General features: G+C 67.6%; 19 protein-coding genes, 1 tRNA gene and 1 pseudogene. 13 read left to right on the top strand and 8 right to left on the bottom strand.

What is annotated here, in order from left to right; translation table 11 throughout:
- Window positions 1-110 precede the first annotated feature (110 nt).
- The 5 genes from AU198_RS15105 to AU198_RS15085 are packed head-to-tail and all read left to right on the top strand — an operon-like array spanning window position 111 to window position 4,013.
- Window positions 111-1,406, top strand: a complete 1,296-nt coding sequence (locus tag AU198_RS15105) for an aromatic ring-hydroxylating oxygenase subunit alpha (RefSeq protein ID WP_064348997.1) — start codon at window positions 111-113, stop codon at window positions 1,404-1,406.
- Window positions 1,403-1,726, top strand: a complete 324-nt coding sequence (locus AU198_RS15100) for a hypothetical protein (RefSeq protein ID WP_064348968.1) — start codon at window positions 1,403-1,405, stop codon at window positions 1,724-1,726. Before AU198_RS15105 ends, AU198_RS15100 begins: the two co-directional genes overlap by 4 nt.
- A 6-nt stretch (window positions 1,727-1,732) precedes the next feature.
- Window positions 1,733-2,563, top strand: coding sequence for a TauD/TfdA dioxygenase family protein (locus tag AU198_RS15095; protein ID WP_064348967.1), 831 nt, complete (start codon window positions 1,733-1,735; stop codon window positions 2,561-2,563).
- Window positions 2,560-3,423, top strand: a complete 864-nt coding sequence (locus tag AU198_RS15090; protein ID WP_064348966.1) for a TIGR03619 family F420-dependent LLM class oxidoreductase — start codon at window positions 2,560-2,562, stop codon at window positions 3,421-3,423. Before AU198_RS15095 ends, AU198_RS15090 begins: the two co-directional genes overlap by 4 nt.
- Window positions 3,420-4,013: a carboxymuconolactone decarboxylase family protein gene (locus tag AU198_RS15085; protein WP_064348965.1), complete on the top strand. Its 594-nt coding sequence runs from the start codon at window positions 3,420-3,422 to the stop codon at window positions 4,011-4,013. Before AU198_RS15090 ends, AU198_RS15085 begins: the two co-directional genes overlap by 4 nt.
- Here AU198_RS15085 and AU198_RS15080 read toward each other — a convergent pair.
- The gene (locus AU198_RS15080) at window positions 4,010-4,726 is read right to left on the bottom strand and encodes a TVP38/TMEM64 family protein (protein WP_064348964.1); all 717 of its coding nucleotides are present in this window, start codon (window positions 4,724-4,726) and stop codon (window positions 4,010-4,012) included. The two genes, AU198_RS15085 and AU198_RS15080, sit on opposite strands and share 4 nt — an antisense overlap.
- A gap of 71 nt (window positions 4,727-4,797) precedes the next feature.
- On the opposite strand from AU198_RS15080, the gene AU198_RS15075 reads away from it, so the two are divergent.
- Together AU198_RS15075 and AU198_RS15070 are read left to right on the top strand one after the other, a co-directional pair.
- Window positions 4,798-5,250, top strand: coding sequence for an SRPBCC family protein (locus tag AU198_RS15075; RefSeq protein WP_064348963.1), 453 nt, complete (start codon window positions 4,798-4,800; stop codon window positions 5,248-5,250).
- Window positions 5,234-5,767, top strand: a complete 534-nt coding sequence (locus tag AU198_RS15070; protein ID WP_064348962.1) for a TetR/AcrR family transcriptional regulator — start codon at window positions 5,234-5,236, stop codon at window positions 5,765-5,767. Before AU198_RS15075 ends, AU198_RS15070 begins: the two co-directional genes overlap by 17 nt.
- Window positions 5,768-5,770: 3 nt before the next feature.
- Here the strand turns inward: AU198_RS15070 and AU198_RS15065 are convergent, their stop codons facing one another.
- Window positions 5,771-5,965, bottom strand: coding sequence for a hypothetical protein (locus AU198_RS15065; protein WP_064348961.1), 195 nt, complete (start codon window positions 5,963-5,965; stop codon window positions 5,771-5,773).
- Between the two features lie 19 nt (window positions 5,966-5,984).
- Here AU198_RS15065 and AU198_RS15060 point away from each other — a divergent pair, with 19 nt between their 5' ends.
- From AU198_RS15060 to AU198_RS15050, 3 genes are read left to right on the top strand one after another with little or no spacing between them, the layout of a single operon-like run.
- Window positions 5,985-6,353 (top strand): DUF488 domain-containing protein, encoded by a 369-nt coding sequence (locus AU198_RS15060; protein ID WP_064348960.1) that lies wholly within the window; start codon window positions 5,985-5,987, stop codon window positions 6,351-6,353.
- 32 nt (window positions 6,354-6,385) lie between these two features.
- Window positions 6,386-7,081 (top strand): hypothetical protein, encoded by a 696-nt coding sequence (locus AU198_RS15055; RefSeq protein ID WP_064348959.1) that lies wholly within the window; start codon window positions 6,386-6,388, stop codon window positions 7,079-7,081.
- Window positions 7,082-7,140: 59 nt separating this feature from the next.
- Window positions 7,141-7,764 carry a GNAT family N-acetyltransferase gene (locus AU198_RS15050; protein WP_064348958.1) on the top strand — a complete coding sequence of 208 codons (624 nt, stop codon included), beginning with the start codon at window positions 7,141-7,143 and terminating at the stop codon, window positions 7,762-7,764.
- Between the two features lie 10 nt (window positions 7,765-7,774).
- Here AU198_RS15050 and mbtN read toward each other — a convergent pair whose 3' ends face one another.
- The 5 genes from mbtN to crcB (AU198_RS15025) form a co-directional block, all read right to left on the bottom strand.
- Complete coding sequence (gene mbtN / locus AU198_RS15045; protein WP_064348957.1) at window positions 7,775-8,950, bottom strand: mycobactin biosynthesis acyl-ACP dehydrogenase MbtN; 1,176 nt, start codon at window positions 8,948-8,950, stop codon at window positions 7,775-7,777.
- Window positions 8,947-10,518, bottom strand: a complete 1,572-nt coding sequence (gene mbtM, locus AU198_RS15040) for a long-chain-fatty acid--ACP ligase MbtM (RefSeq protein ID WP_082691042.1) — start codon at window positions 10,516-10,518, stop codon at window positions 8,947-8,949. The genes mbtN and mbtM overlap by 4 nt, the downstream gene beginning before the upstream one ends.
- 5 nt (window positions 10,519-10,523) lie before the next feature.
- Window positions 10,524-10,793, bottom strand: coding sequence for a mycobactin biosynthesis acyl carrier protein MbtL (mbtL, locus tag AU198_RS15035; RefSeq protein ID WP_082691038.1), 270 nt, complete (start codon window positions 10,791-10,793; stop codon window positions 10,524-10,526).
- A 65-nt stretch (window positions 10,794-10,858) separates the two neighbouring features.
- A complete protein-coding gene (gene crcB / locus AU198_RS15030; protein WP_064348956.1) occupies window positions 10,859-11,236 on the bottom strand; it encodes a fluoride efflux transporter CrcB in 378 nt (125 codons plus the stop codon).
- The gene (crcB, locus tag AU198_RS15025) at window positions 11,221-11,592 is read right to left on the bottom strand and encodes a fluoride efflux transporter CrcB (RefSeq protein ID WP_064348955.1); all 372 of its coding nucleotides are present in this window, start codon (window positions 11,590-11,592) and stop codon (window positions 11,221-11,223) included. The genes crcB (AU198_RS15030) and crcB (AU198_RS15025) overlap by 16 nt, the downstream gene beginning before the upstream one ends.
- 65 nt (window positions 11,593-11,657) lie before the next feature.
- Here crcB (AU198_RS15025) and pgm point away from each other — a divergent pair, with 65 nt between their 5' ends.
- From pgm to AU198_RS15010, 3 genes are all read left to right on the top strand, one after another.
- Window positions 11,658-13,304 carry a phosphoglucomutase (alpha-D-glucose-1,6-bisphosphate-dependent) gene (gene pgm, locus AU198_RS15020; RefSeq protein ID WP_064348954.1) on the top strand — a complete coding sequence of 549 codons (1,647 nt, stop codon included), beginning with the start codon at window positions 11,658-11,660 and terminating at the stop codon, window positions 13,302-13,304.
- Window positions 13,301-14,593 carry an MFS transporter gene (locus AU198_RS15015; protein ID WP_064348953.1) on the top strand — a complete coding sequence of 431 codons (1,293 nt, stop codon included), beginning with the start codon at window positions 13,301-13,303 and terminating at the stop codon, window positions 14,591-14,593. The genes pgm and AU198_RS15015 overlap by 4 nt, the downstream gene beginning before the upstream one ends.
- A gap of 55 nt (window positions 14,594-14,648) precedes the next feature.
- Window positions 14,649-14,721: transfer RNA gene (locus tag AU198_RS15010), tRNA-Ala, on the top strand.
- 130 nt (window positions 14,722-14,851) lie between these two features.
- On the opposite strand, the pseudogene AU198_RS26665 reads toward AU198_RS15010, so the two are convergent.
- Window positions 14,852-15,037, bottom strand: a pseudogene (locus AU198_RS26665) (hypothetical protein); the annotation flags it as partial.

The raw sequence follows: 15,037 nt of genomic DNA, 5'->3' as shown, positions 1-15,037 counted from the left end.
CCGACCGCGTTCCAAATATGCAACAGGGTGTTGCGCTCGCGGGTCTGTTTCGGCCATATCTGCGGCGGTACCTTCGGCCTACCGTCTTCAGCCCGACGGAGGAGAGACCGTTGAGTCCCGACAGCCTGGTGACCAAACCCGCGAGCGGACACTGGACCGACGCCTACCCCGAACTGGGTCGTGGCCCCGTGTCGCTTCAGGACTGCGTTTCCGAGGAGTTCTACGAGAAGGAACGCGAGCACGTCTTCAAGAAGACATGGCTTTACATGGGGCGTATCGAGCGCGTGCCCAAGTCCGGCAGCTACTTCACCCGCGAGCTGGCGTTCCTCAACACGTCGGTGATCATCGTGCGAGGCAAGGACTCGGTCGTCCGCGCCTTCCACAACATCTGCCCGCACCGGGGCAACAAGATGCTGTGGGAGGACGACCCCTTCGCGGAGGTCGAGGGCCGCGCACCGCTGCTCTACTGCCGCTTCCACGGCTGGCGCTACAAGCTGGACGGTTCACTGCACTCGGCGACCCGCAAGGATCTGTTGCTCGACTTCGACGCGGACAGCTGTCGGGTGCCCGCCATCCAGTGCGAGGTGTGGGAGGGCTTCATCTTCATCAACCTCAACCCGCACAACACCGAGCCACTGCGCGATTTCCTCGGCGAACTCGCACACGAGATCGAGGGATATCCGTTCGCCGGCCCCCATCAGGTGTACAGGCTCAAGGCCGAACTGCAATGCAACTGGAAGATCTTCCTCGACGGGTTCGCCGAGAGCTACCACGGGCCGTACCTGCACGCATCATCCTTCGGCGCGCTCACCGCCGAGGCCAGGGACGCGTTCGACCAACCGAATCCGTTCACCGACGCGCTGGCCTACCGGCTCAAAGGTCCGCACCGGATGTTCTCGTTCTCCGGTGAACCGTCGCGCAAGACGCCGTACTCCAAGCCGATCGAGTGCGTCTTCGAGGCCAGCGCCGCCGGCCCGTGGAACAAGAAGGCCGACCGCGGGCCGATGCCCACCGGTATCAACCCGACGCGGTCGGAGAAGTACGGTTTCGACTCGTTCCAGTTCTTCCCGAACTTCGTGCTGATCTTCGGCGCGTCCGGATTCACCGTCCACACGCACTGGCCCACCGGACCGCACTCGCACATCTTCGAGACGGAGGCTTACTACCAGCCGCCGACGACCCACAAGGAGCGCCTGGGTCAGGAGCTCACGGTCACGTTCCTCAACGACATCATCCTCGAGGACGCCAGCCCGTCGGAGGGTCTGCAGGCCATGCTGAACAGCGGCGCGCTCACCCACTTCACCTTCAACGACGAGGAGATCCTGCTGCGCCACTTCCACAAGGTCGTCGGTGACTACGTAGAGAATGGAGTAAAGGTCGGCGAAGAACAGAAGGCAACGCGATGAATCCAGTTCTGCCACCGGAATTCTCCCACCTCGAACACCTCGTGCCCGAATGGGCCATCGAGGACGGCCACGCGCGCTATGTGAAGCGGGTCAACAGTTCCATGGAACAGATTCGGGCCTTCTACGACGAAATCTTCCCGTACGCCGAGGAAGCTCTTGCCTACGTCGACAAGTTCGACTACGCCGAGCCGCTGCCCGAGGACGTCGCCAACCTGCGCAACCTGCTCTACTCACTGATCACCGTCTCGCTCGCGGTCGAGCTGTGGAACCAACCGCGAGTCAAACATTCGGCCAATACGATTCTGACGAGGGTGAGCTGAGCCACCGTGAGCCTGACCTCCGCACAACTCGACATCGTCGACCGGACTCCCCGGATCGGCAGCGAGATCAGAACCGACCTGGATACGCTGTTGAGCGGCCGCGCCGCCGAGAAGATCAGGGACACATTGGAACAACGCGGCGTGGTGTTCTTCCGCGGGTTGCAGATCAGCGACGAGCAGCAAGTCGCGATCGCCGCAACGTTGGGCACCGTTGTCGCCAATGAGGGCGAGGACGGGATCTACAAGATCTCCCTCGACGAGAACGTCAACCAGCGCGCGAAATACCTGAAGGGCTCGTTGTTCTGGCACTTCGACGGCTCCCTGCAGCCGTATCCGAACCTGGCCACGCTGCTGCGAGCCGTGAAACTCTCTGACACCGGGGGCGATACGGAGTTCTGCAACACCTACGCCGCGTACGACGATCTGCCGCAGTCCGACAAGGACCTCATCGCCGATCTTCGAGTCGTGCACAGCGCCGAGCGGTCTCAGTACTATGTGACACCCGAGATGAGTTACGACGAGATCGCGTTCTGGCAGAAGTCGCCGACCAAGGCGTGCCCCATCGTGTGGACGCACCAGTCCGGCCGCAAGTCGCTGCTGCTCGGTGCGACCGCCGACTACGTGGTCGGCATGCCCGTCGAAGAGAGCCGCGCTCTGCTTGCGCGGCTTCGTGATTGGGCCACCCAGCCGCAATACGTCTATCGGCACGAGTGGGCGGTCGGCGACCTGCTGATCTGGGACAACACGGGCACCATGCACCGCGCCCTGCCCTACGCCGCCGACAGCGGTCGGCTCATGCACCGGACCATCCTGGCGGGCGAAGAGCCACTGAATTGAAGCTCGGCATTGCGACACCGGTCGTCACCAACGTCGCCGGGGCGGCATTGACGTGGGAGCGCGACGCAGGAGTCGAGGACATCGGCCGCGTCGCAGAAGCCGCCGACAGGCTCGGCTATCACCACCTGACGTGCAGCGAGCACATCGGTATCCCGGCATCGGAGGCCGGGCGCCGCGGCGCAAGGTACTGGGATCCGCTGGCCACCCTCGGTTACGTGGCGGCCCGCACCGAACGGATCCGGCTCGTCACCATGACGCTGGTGCTCGGATACCACCATCCGCTGGCCATTGTGAAGCGTTACGGGACACTGGATCACGTCAGCGGTGGCCGTCTCATCCTCGGGGTTGGCGTCGGCTCGCTCAAGGAGGAGTTCGACCTCCTCGGCGCGCCGTTCGAGGATCGCGGTCCGCGCGCCGACGACGCGCTGCGCGCCTTGCGTGCCGCGCTGGCGAGCAACGAGCCCTCCTACGACGGCGAGTACTACTCGTTCGGCGGCCTGATCGTCGACCCGTGCGCACTGCAGCCCCATATGCCGATCTGGGTGGGCGGCCGGACCAAGCGGTCGCTGCGGCGCGCACTCACGCTCGCCGAAGGTTGGGCGCCGTTCGGTATCTCGGTCGCGACCGCGGGGGAGTGGCTCAAGGCGCGCGAGGTGCCGCCCGACTTCGAGGTCGTGCTGGCCGCCGACCGTCCGCTCGACCCTGTCGACAACCCCGAGGCGACGCGGGAAGCCCTGCGCGCGATGGCATCCGCGGGCACGACCACCGTGTCCGCACGATTCGTCCACCGGTCGCTCGAGCACTACCTCGAACAGATCCACGCACTCGCGGAACTGCATCCACCCGAAGGGCGATCATGACCGAAACAGGACCGATTCTGACGCCGCCGAGTGCGCAGGAGTGGGGACCGGACGAGTACGCCGCCGTCGGTGCGCTGTTCGGTATATCGGCAGACGACGTGCCCCGCGCCGGTTCGGGTGACCCTAGGGACCCGCTGAACTTCGACATCCTTGGAGTGTTGGCGCGCCATCCCAAGATGGCACGAGAGTTCTTGACCTACAACGCGTTCCTACTGCAACGCGGTGAGTTGCCGGTTCGGCTGCGAGAGCTGGCGGTCTTGCGGCTCGCCCATGCGCGACGCTCGTCGTTCTTCTGGGGCGAGCATCACCGGATCGCCATGGCGGGCGGCCTGTCCGACGACGAGATCGCCCGGATCGCCCGCGGTAACGACGGATTCGACGGTCAGGACCTCACCGTCCTGGAGACGACCGACGAGTTGCTCACCCGCGGCCGAGCCACACCCGACGCGTGGCGTCGTCTCGTCGACGAACTCGGCACCCACCAGGCGATGGAGCTGATCTTCGTCGTCGGCACCTACGCGATGCTCGCGATGGCCTGCGACACTTGGCAGCTCGCCCCGCCGCCCGGCAGCGCGGCGCTTCCGGACTAGGACTCCTCCGCTTCGGGTGCCGGTTCGCTGTCAGCGCCCCGGGCCCGCCGCCAGCTGCGCACACCCCGGTGCGCGGCGAACGCACCCACGATCCCGGTGGCACACCACACCGCGATCGCGACATAGGTCAGCGGCGAATTCAGATCCGAAATCGACGCCCCCAGCGCCGTGTACACGAACGCGCGGGGAACAGATCCGATGAATGCGCCGACGGCCATCTGCCACAACGGGACTCCGAACGCACCGAAGGCGTAGGACGCGAGCGCATCGGAGATGCCGGGAACGAAACGCTGGCCGACGACGGCCCACAGCCCGCCCCGCGCGATGAGAGCGTCGAGACGCGTCGCACGCTCCTCACCCAGGAGTGCCCGCGCGCTGTCGCGTCCGGCCCGCCTGCCGAGCAGGCTGGTGACGCACGCGGTGGTGACCGTCGCGCCGAGGGTGGCGAACGTGCCGACGACCGGACCGAACAGCACCCCGCTGGCGGCGGCGAGGATCGGTCCGGGCACGAACACCGCGCCGAGCAGTCCCGACACCACGACATAGACCAGCGGTGCGACGGGGCCGGTGGAGGCCACGGTGCGGCGGACGTGGTCGACGTCGATCACACCGGTGACGGCGACCAGGTAGAACAACCCGAGCAGGAACGCCGCGAACAGCACGAGTCGGAGGATGTGCCACCGGCGGGTGACGGGGCGGTCGCTGAAGGTCATGTCCAGGCAATCTTGCCGTACTCGCCGGACGCCCCTTCCCAGACCGGCGTCGTTGATGTACCGTTTGGTACATGATTACCGAGTGTGGTGCCGAGATCGACGCACCCGCCGCCGCCGTGTGGGACGTGTTCAGCGATGTCGAGCGCTGGCCGGAGTGGACCGCCTCGGTGACCCGGCTCGTGGCGCTGGACAGCCGAGAGTTGGCTGTGGGCAACCGGTTCGAGATCAAGCAACCGCGGATGCCGAAGCTGGTCTGGGAGGTCACCGAGGTGACGCCACCCACGTCGTGGACGTGGGTGCAGCGCTCACCCGGCGGGCTCACGGTGGCTCGCCACGACGTCAGCTCCGTGCGCGCCTCGCCGCCGCGGACCCGGATCCACCAACGGCTCGAACAACGCGGCCCGGTCGGGGCCGCGGTCGGGCTCCTGATGCGCTCGATGACCAGGCGCTATCTCGAACTCGAGGCCGAGGGTTTGAAGGCGCGCTGCGAGCAGTTGCATCGGCTCGATGGCCCGGCCTCCTGATCTTCAGCGTCGCCAGGAACTGCTCGACGGGCTCGTCGCGGAGGTCGCGCGCAACGGCATCGGCGACCGGTCGTTGCGCGATCTCGCGGCGGCGGTCGGCACCAGCCATCGCATGCTGCTGCACCACTTCGGGTCGCGTGACGAGCTGCTGCTGGCGATCGTCGGCGAGGTCGAGCGACGCCAGATGGCGCTGACCCATGACCTGCCCGCCGATCCCGCCGAAGCCATCACGGCGATGTGGGCGAATTTGCGGCGGCCCGACCTGCGACCGTTCGAGCGGCTGTTCTTCGAGTGCTACGCCCGCGGAGTGCAGGGTGAGCAACCGTTCGCCCGGATGCTGCCCGCCGCGGTCGAGGACTGGCTGGCGCACGATCCGAGCGGCACGGCCGACCCGGCGATGATGCGGCTCGGCCTGGCCGTGGCGCGCGGCCTGCTGCTGGACCTCGTCGCCACCGAGGATCTCGGCGGTGTCGACGCCGCCGCCGCGGCGTTCGCCGACCTGATACGCCGTCGGTGAAGTTCAGTCTTGACTGCTTCGGCGCTCACCGATGAACGCGAGCAGCCGGGGGTCCTCGGAGGTGAACACGTCGACCTCTTCGCCGCCGTCGCAGCTCAGCAGCGCGACGGTCACGCTGCCTTCGCGTCGCATCCGGACCTCCCAGACGGCGCCCGAATCCTGCCATCGCTGCAGATCCGCCACCCGGTCCTCCGCCATGCCCCTACCATCTCACCGCATGGGTGGCCGGCCAAGCGTCGAGGTGGCACGGGTCTATGACCCGCCCGGTGACGACGACGGCACCCGGGTTCTGGTGGACCGGCTGTGGCCGCGGGGATTCCGCAAGGACGATCCGCGGGCCGGTCGGTGGCTGCGGGCGGTGGCGCCGTCGACCGAACTGTGGCGCTGGTATTCGCATCGGCTGGAACGGTTCGACGAGTTCGTCGCCCGCTACACGGCCGAACTGGAAACCGGGGAGGGTGCCCAGGCGCTGGATGAACTCCGCAGGCTGCTCGCCGAAGGGCCGGTGGTGCTGGTGACCGCCACCCGCGACGTGGCCGCCAGCCACGCCGCGGTCCTTCGCGACCTGCTGACCCGAGCGGCGTGAGACGATCGGCGCATGCCGTCGAAACAGCCGCGATGACCGTCGTTCTCGCCATCCGTTGCGCCGACGGCGTCGCGATGGCCTCCGATTCGCAGATCACCGACCCCGAGCGCGGCCTGAGCTATCCGGCCCAGAAACTGCATCCGCTCGGTAAGCACGCCGCATGGGGTGGTAGCGGGTCGCGCGCCGTGCTCTACGACCTCGAGCAGATCTTCACCAACGAACCGGACGCGATCGTCGAAGCCCCCGACATCGGCCACGCCCTTCAGGGCCGCGTGCTGCCCGTGCTCGAGCACCACTACAAGAACTTCATCGAAGACGTGCCTGCGGGTAAGCCCGGCGCGACCCCGGCGACCTACGTTCTGGCGGCCGGCTACGCGAACGGCGAGCCGTTCATCGTCGACATCGATCCGCACGGGCTGATCGGCCACTACGAGGAGATCGGCTTCCACGCGGTGGGCAGCGGGTCTCCGATGGCCCAACAGGCCCATGCGCTTCTGGCGCACTTCGAGATGGGCGAACGCAGCGTCGACTACGGTGTGGTGGCCGCACTGCGGGTGCTCGACGCGCTGGATGCGTCGTCGCCCAGCGTCGGTGGGCCCATGGACATCTGCCGAATCACGCCCGACGGCGCCCAGCATCTCGACGAAGAAGCGGTCGCCGAGGTACGACGCACTGTGCGCCGGTGGACCGAACTCGAACAGGGGGCCCTCGACGACCTGTTCGGCTGAATACCGCAGGCAGAGGAAGGTAAGTCTTGCCTTAGTCAGTCCGGTAGGCTCGGCGGGCGATGACCGAGATCGACGATGCACCCTCGCCCGTACTTCCGCGGGAGTTGACCGACATTTCCGATGCGGTACGTCAGGTCGCGGCGCCGCCCACGCCGGTGCTCGCCGAGCCGTACCTCATTCGGCTGGCCGATCCGGACGCGGACGCGGAGATGATCTCGGAGTGGATGAACCGCCCGCACCTGGTGGAGGCGTGGGAATACGACTGGCCGCCGCAGCGGTGGCACCGGTATCTGACCGCACAGTTGGCGGGCGAATACTCCAGGCCGTTCGTCGGGTTTTTCCGGGGGCAACCGTTCGTCTACATCGAGTTGTACCGGGCCGCCAAGGATTCGATCGCACCGCGCTATGACGCCGACCCCCATGACATCGGGATGCACGCGGCGATCGCGGAGTTGCGCTTCGTCAACCGCGGTATCGCGCCGATCCTGTTGCCGCGGTTGACGGCCAACATCTTCGAGCTCGACCCGCGGTGCCGTCGCATCATGTTCGACCCGGACCACCGGAACAAGGGCGCGCGCGACGTCTGCGAACACGCCGGCTGCGAGTTCCTGGGGGAGCACGACATGTCGAACCGGCGTATGGCGCTGTACGCACTGCCGCGCACACCCGCCGACGCGCCGTAGCCCAGCGCTATCAGGGCAGCTGGTTGAACTCCGCGTAACCGTCGTGGTCGGGCTTCATCCCGGCCGCGACCAGCTCCCACAGCACCTCGTCGGTGCCCCCGCCGACCCGGGCCAGTTTCATGTCGCGCCACCATCTTCCGAGCGGGGTCTCCTCGACGAGATAGCCGGACCCGCCGAAGAGGTGCATGCACTCGTTCATCACCTCTTCACCGAGGCGCGCGGCGTTGACCTTCATCGCGGCGGCGGTGCGAAGGTCGAGCTTTCCGGTCGCGGCGATCCCGTCGAGCGCGAAGCGCAGCATGTCCACGCGTGCCTGCAGATCGGCCATCCGCAGCCGCAGCGCCTGATGCTCCCACAGGCTGCTACCGAACTGCTTGCGAACCATCATGCGCGCCTGGGTGATTCCGATGACCCGCTGCGCCGACGTCGACACCAGGCCGGCCACCGACATCCGCTCCTGAGCCAACCCACAGGAGATGGCGGCCAGCCCGATGCCCGCGCGCGCGACCAGAGCCTCGGCGGGCACCCAGGTGTCGATGTGCACGGCGGCGGTGTCGAGGGGGCCTGCGCCGACCTTGCGGTACGGCGTCTGGATCTCACACTGCGCGAGCGGGACGGCGATCACCACGACGCTGCCGTGCTTGCTGTCCGGATCATGGTCGACGTTGCGGGCCACGCACATGACGTGGTCGGCGATGGGGGACAGCGAGACGAACTTCTTGATGCCCTTGACTTCGAATCCGTCTCGCACAGAATGCACTTCGGTACCCACGATCTGCAGGTCGGATCCACCGGACTGCTCGGAGGCCCCGATACACAGCACGGTCTCACCCCGGATCGCCTGCTCGGCGATCTCCTTCAGGTAATCCGACTTGCCGAAGCGGCGCAGGATCGCGATCGCCGAATCGTGCAGTCCCACGCCGACCCCGATACCGGCCGAGCCCAGCCCACCCAGCTTGCGAGCGAGCTCGATGACCTTCGCGACGTCGGGATGCTGTTGTCCCGGTGGCCACTTGCCGGCGAACACCCCGGACTCGCCGAGGTACTCGATGAGTTTGCGCGGGAATCGTTCCATCTCTTCGGCTTCGGCCGTCCACGCGGTGACGCGGTCGTCGAAGACCCGCTCGAGCAGGTCGCGGTAGTCCTCGAGCGGCGGTGCGTCCGGCGCTTCGGCAGTGGCCGTCATCGGCTTGCTCCCTCCAATGTGCGCTTGACTTCGAGCCGGCGCAGCTTGCCCGACGAGGTGCGGGGCAGCGCACCGGGTTTGAGGAACACCACGTCGGCGGGCACCACGCCGCAGTGCGATGCGACACGGGCGACGATCTGACTCCGGGCGTTGGGTTCGTCGTCACCCTTGAACTCCGCGGCGATCACCAACCCCGGCCGCGCCGAGGACTCGCCGGTTCCGACGGCCACCACACAACCGTCACGGACACCGTCGATCTCACCTGCGATGCGCTCGATCTCATTGGGGAACACGTTGCGACCCGCCACCGTGATGAGTTCCTTGGCCCGGCCGCAGACGACCAGTCCGTCGTCGGTGAGATAGCCGAGATCGCCGGTGGGCAACCATGCGTTCCGGTCGATCGGGGCCTCGCCGACGTATCCGGTCATCAGCGACGTGCCCCGGACCTCGACCTCACCGACCTCGCGACCGGTCACCTCGGTGGTGTGCTCGGCGTCGGTGTTGATCCGGATTTCCATACCCTGGATGGCATGTCCGAGCACGGCAAAGCGGCGGTTGGTCTCGCTACCGTCGGTGATCACGTGGACATCGTCGACGCGAAGCCCGGTGAAGGGCACGGGAACGCTGACCGCACAAGTGGATTCGGCCAACCCGTAGGACGGGGCCAGCGAGTTCGGGTTGAACCCGAACCGGGCCATCCCGTCGGCGAAGCGCTGGTAGCCGGCGCAGTCCACCGGTTCTCCGCCGTTGAGCGTGAAACCGAGATTGCTGAGGTCGAGGTCCTTGAGGTGGCCCGCGTACTTGCCGATCAGGTTGAAGGCCATGTTCGGCGCGGCGGTCATCGTGGCTTTGCTCTCCATCAGCCACTGAAGCCAGTTGAACGGGGAAGCGGCGAATGCCGAAGTGGGCGCCTGCCACAGGTCGGCTTGGCCCAGCGTAGCGGTCAGGAGGAAGGCCAATCCCATGTCGTGGTAGATCGGCAGCCAACTGTGCAGTCGGGACCGGTCGTTGACGTTGACCCGCTCGATGAGCCCCCGCAGATTCGCCAGCGACGCGGCGGGCGAGATCTGGGCCGTGCGAGGCGTTCCCGTCGACCCCGCGGTGCCCTGCAGAATCGCGACGTCGGCGGTGTCGGGGCCGCGGAAGGTTGTGGAGCGGCGCGAGTGGCCGACCTCGAGGAGGTCGTGTACGGCGGTCGCGTCGGAGTGCTTGCGCAACAGCGAAAGTTCGGCGCCGTGGCTGAACACGGTCGTCACGCCGATGGAGCGGAACCGGTCCAGCGTGCTCTGCGCCCACTGATCGGGATCGGCGCGGCGGATGGGTCCGGGCAGGATCGACAACCCGGCGCCGGCGAAGAACGCAGCCGGAATGGCAGCGATGAACTCAACTGTCGGATCGCCGATCAGGCCGACGGCTTTTGCCTCGTCGTCGGTGATCCGCTCGGCCACGTTTTCGGCCCGCGCGTGGACCTCGGGCCACGGGTGATGTACCCAGTGGCCGGTTTCCGTGCCGAGGACGGCCAACTTGGTCGGGGCCCCCGACATCGCCGCCGACAGGGCTGCGGCCAGTTCGGTCACGAGTTCGCGGATGTGGCAGCCGATTTGGCCAGGATGGCCGCTTCCAGGTCGCCGACCGTGTCGCAGCTGAGCAGGTCCTCTTCGCTCAGCGCCACGCCCAGCCGATCCTCGATGGCCACCATCCCCACCGCGAACGCGACCGAGTCAAGGCCGACGTCGTCGATCAGGCGGGAGTCGCGGGTGACTCGTCGGACATCGACGTTCATGTCGTCGCGCAGGATCTCGGCCAGCGCGACGCTGACGGCTTCTGGAGTAGACGGATTCACGGCACGCGACGGTACTACGTTGGATCAGGTAAGGCTAGGCTTACCCCCGCTGCTCGCGGGCAAGCTCACAGCCGTGTTCCGATCCACCATCCGAACGCGGCGGCCGCAATTCCGAGGGCCAGGCTGACGACGATGTTCGCGATCGCGAGTCCGACCCGGCGGTCTGCGCCGAGTTCGAGCGTCTGCAGCATCCACGTCGAGAACGTCGTGTACGCGCCGAGGAGCGCGACACCGGCAAGCAGCGCGGTGGTGGGACCCAGTTCGAGGCCGGCGAGCAGGCCGAGCACCAGTGCGCCGGAGATGTTGACCACGAAGATGCCCGACGGGAACGCCCCGCTCAGCCGGTGTGACACCGTGCGGTCGACGAGGAAGCGCAGCACCGCCCCGACTCCGCCGAGGACCGCGACACCCAGCCACACCGCGACCGTCATCTCCGTGCCCATTCCGATGCCAGCCACGCGGCGGCGAGGCCGACGACGATGCTGGCCGACGCGTATCCGGCCGCCAGCGCGAAATGCTCGCGTTCGATCATCCTGAGGATCTCGACCTGCATCGTCGAGAAGGTCGTCAGCCCACCGCAGAACCCCGTGCCGAGCAGGGGCCGACGGTAGCTGTCGTCGGGGAGTCGCGTGGCGACGTATCCCAAGACGAACGCGCCGACGATGTTCACCGCGAACGTCGGCCACGGCCAGTGCCCGGGTTCGGGTGCGACCAGTGTCTCGATCGCGGCGCGGGCGAGGGTGCCCAGCGCACCGCCGACGAACACGGCAAGCAGCTCGCGGCCGTCGTAACCAAGCACGAAGGTCAGTATGGCCCGGGTGGCTCATGAGACGCCGCATGACGGCAAGGAGCAGAATCGGGTTCATGGCGCCCAACCCCCGAGCCGGTCAGCCGGCGCAGCCCGAGGATCTCATCGACATCGCTTCGGTGGTGACGGCGTACTACACCCGTGAGCCCGACCCCGACAACGTCGATCAGCAGGTGGTGTTCGGCACCTCGGGGCATCGCGGTTCCAGCCTCGACGCGGCGTTCAACGAGGCGCACATCGTGGCCACGACGCAGGCGATCGTCGAGTACCGCGCCGCTCAGGGCATCACCGGTCCACTGTTCATCGGTCGCGACACCCATGCGCTCTCCGAGCCGGCCTGGGTGTCGGCGTTGGAGGTGCTGGCGGCCAATGACGTTGTCGCGATGATTGATTCGGCTGACCGGTATACGCCGACGCCTGCGATCAGTCACGCGATCCTGACGTTCAACCGGGGTCGGGAGGGCGATCTGGCCGACGGGATCGTCGTCACGCCGTCGCACAACCCGCCGCGGGACGGCGGGTTCAAGTACAACCCGCCCAACGGGGGGCCCGCGGACACCGACGCCACGGGTGCGATCGCCAAACGGGCCAACGAACTGTTGCGCGACGGGCTCAAAGGGGTCAAGCGGGTGCCGCTGGCCCGGGCGCGCCAGACCGCGCAGCGCCACGACTACCTCGACGCCTATGTCGCCGATCTACCCAACGTCGTCGACCTGCACGCGATCAGCGCCGAGAAGATCCGCATCGGCGCCGACCCGCTCGGCGGCGCCAGCGTCGACTACTGGGGCGCGATCGCCGAACGCCACAACCTCGATCTCACCGTGGTCAACCCGCTCGTCGACGCGACGTGGCGGTTCATGACGCTGGACACCGACGGCAAGATCCGGATGGACTGCAGCTCGCCGAACGCAATGGCCGGCCTGCTTCGGACGATGAGCGCCAACCCCGACGCTTATCAGATCGCCACCGGAAACGACGCGGACTCCGACCGGCACGGGATCGTCACCCCCGACGGCGGGCTGCTCAACCCAAACCACTACCTGGCCGTTGCGATCGACTACTTGTTCTCGCACCGGCCGTCGTGGCCGGCGTCGACCGCGGTCGGCAAGACGGTGGTCAGTTCGTCGATCATCGACCGGGTGGTCGCCGGGCTGGGCCGCGAGCTGGTTGAGGTGCCGGTCGGGTTCAAGTGGTTCGTTGACGGATTACTCAGCGGGACAATCGGTTTCGGCGGTGAGGAAAGCGCGGGTGCGTCGTTCCTGCGCCAAGATGGGTCGGTGTGGACGACCGACAAGGACGGCATCATCCTGGCGCTGCTGGCCTCGGAGATCTTGGCGGTGACGGGTGAGACGCCGTCGCAGCGCTATGCCAAGTTGGCCGAGAAGTACGGCGCCCCAACGTATGCCCGCGTCGATGCGCCCGCAGGCCGCGAGCAGAAGGCGCGGCTGGCCAAGCTGTCGGCGGAGGAGGTCTCGGCGACCGAGCTGGCGGGCGAGCCGATCACGGCGAAGCTGACGACCGCACCGGGCAACGGCGCACCGCTGGGCGGGTTGAAGGTGACGACGGAGAACGCGTGGTTCGCGGCGCGGCCGTCGGGCACCGAGGACGTGTACAAGATCTATGCCGAGTCGTTCAAGGGGCCCGAGCACCTGGGCGAGGTGCAGGAGGCGGCGCGCGAGGTGGTCAATAGGGTCATCGGGTGAGTTCTGAACCGGAGGGCGACAGTTCGACGGGGCCCGATGCGGCGGCGGCCGACCGGGCGGAAACCAAGCCGAAGCTCCCGCGCGAGGTCTGGCTGCTCGTCGGCGCCAACGTCGTGGTGGCGCTCGGCTACGGCGTGGTGGCGCCCGTTTTGCCGCAGTACGCGCGTCACTTCGGGGTGAGCATCAGCGCGGCGACGTTCGTCATCACGGCGTTCGCGTTGATGCGGTTGATCGCCGCGCCGCCCGCCGGGCTGCTGGTACAGCGGCTGGGGGAGCGTCGCGTCTACATCAGCGGGCTGATCATCGTCGCGCTGTCGACGGCGGCGTGCGCGTTCGCGCAGACGTACTGGCAGCTGCTGGCGTTCCGCTCGCTCGGCGGGCTGGGCTCGGCGATGTTCACGGTGTCGTCGCTGGGCCTGATGATCCGGATCTCCCCGGAGAACGCGCGCGGCCGGGTGGCGGGCCTGTTCTCGACCGGCTTCCTGGTCGGTTCAGTGGGGGGCCCGGTGTTGGGAAGCCTCACCGCGGGTTTCGGGTTGGCGGCGCCGTTCGTGATCTACGGGGCGGCGCTGCTGGTCGCGGCCGGCGTGGTGTTCGTAAGCCTGCGCGGCAGCACGCTCGCGGCTCCCGAAGAGACCGAGGGCGCGGCGGTTTCGGTGCGTCAGGTGCTGCGCCACCGGGCCTACCGGGCGGCGTTGTTCTCGAACTTCAGCACGGGCTGGGCGGCGTTCGGGTTGCGGATCGCTCTGGTGCCGCTGTTCGTGGTCGAGGGGCTCGGCTACGGGGCGGGTGCCGCGGGCCTGGCGCTGGCGACATTCGCGATCGGCAACGTCTCGGTGGTGATCCCGAGCGGTTATCTGTCCGACCGGATCGGGCGGCGCAAGCTGCTGATCGTCGGGCTGACGGTGTCCGCGGTGGCGACGATTCTCGTCGGCTTCACGACGTCGCTGCCGATCTTCCTGGTCGCGGCGTACGTCACGGGCGCGGCGACGGGGATCTTCGTGTCGCCGCAGCAGGCCGCGGTGGCCGACGTCGTCGGGAACAAGGCGCGCGGCGGCACCGCGGTCGCGATCTTCCAGATGATGGCCGATCTGGGTTCGATCATCGGGTCGCTGGTGGTGGGCCAGATCGCCGAGCGCACGTCCTACGCCTGGGCGTTCGTGGTCAGTGGGGCGGTCCTGGGGGTGGCGGCGCTCGGATGGGTGTTCGCGCCGGAGACGCGGGGCCGACCCGCCGCGCACACGCCGGCGCGCGCGATCGGGCCGGAAGCCGGCGGCGAAGTCCCGTAACCAGCGATTTTGAGCGCTTCCGGCAGGTGGTGTAACTTCGATGGGCACGACTTCAGGGGCTATGGCGCAGCTGGTAGCGCACCACACTGGCAGTGTGGGGGTCAGGGGTTCGAGTCCCCTTAGCTCCACTCGATCGAAAGCCCGCGTCGACCATCGGTTGGGGCGGCTTTCGTCGTTTCTTGGCGCTCAATGCAGGCACGCTGTTTACGCACCCCGCTGATCATCGGAGGAGCATGCCGCACTTTCTCGCGCCGGCCGTCAGGCCGCCCGACCTCCGGGGGGCGCCGGCCCGCCGGGTTCACTTGCGCCGTCGATGGGTGGCGCGGCGCTCGATTGGGTCTCGCCGGGCTGGCTGTCGTCAGCAGCATCGGACGGTGCAGCGGTGTCGTTGTCGACTGTTCGGCTGTCGTCATCGGGTTCAGGCGACGTAGCGATATCGTCTAC

Origin of the sequence: Mycobacterium sp. GA-1199, assembly GCF_001500045.1 — a bacterium.
GTDB lineage: Bacteria > Actinomycetota > Actinomycetes > Mycobacteriales > Mycobacteriaceae > Mycobacterium.
This window is presented reverse-complemented; position numbering and strand designations above follow the sequence as displayed.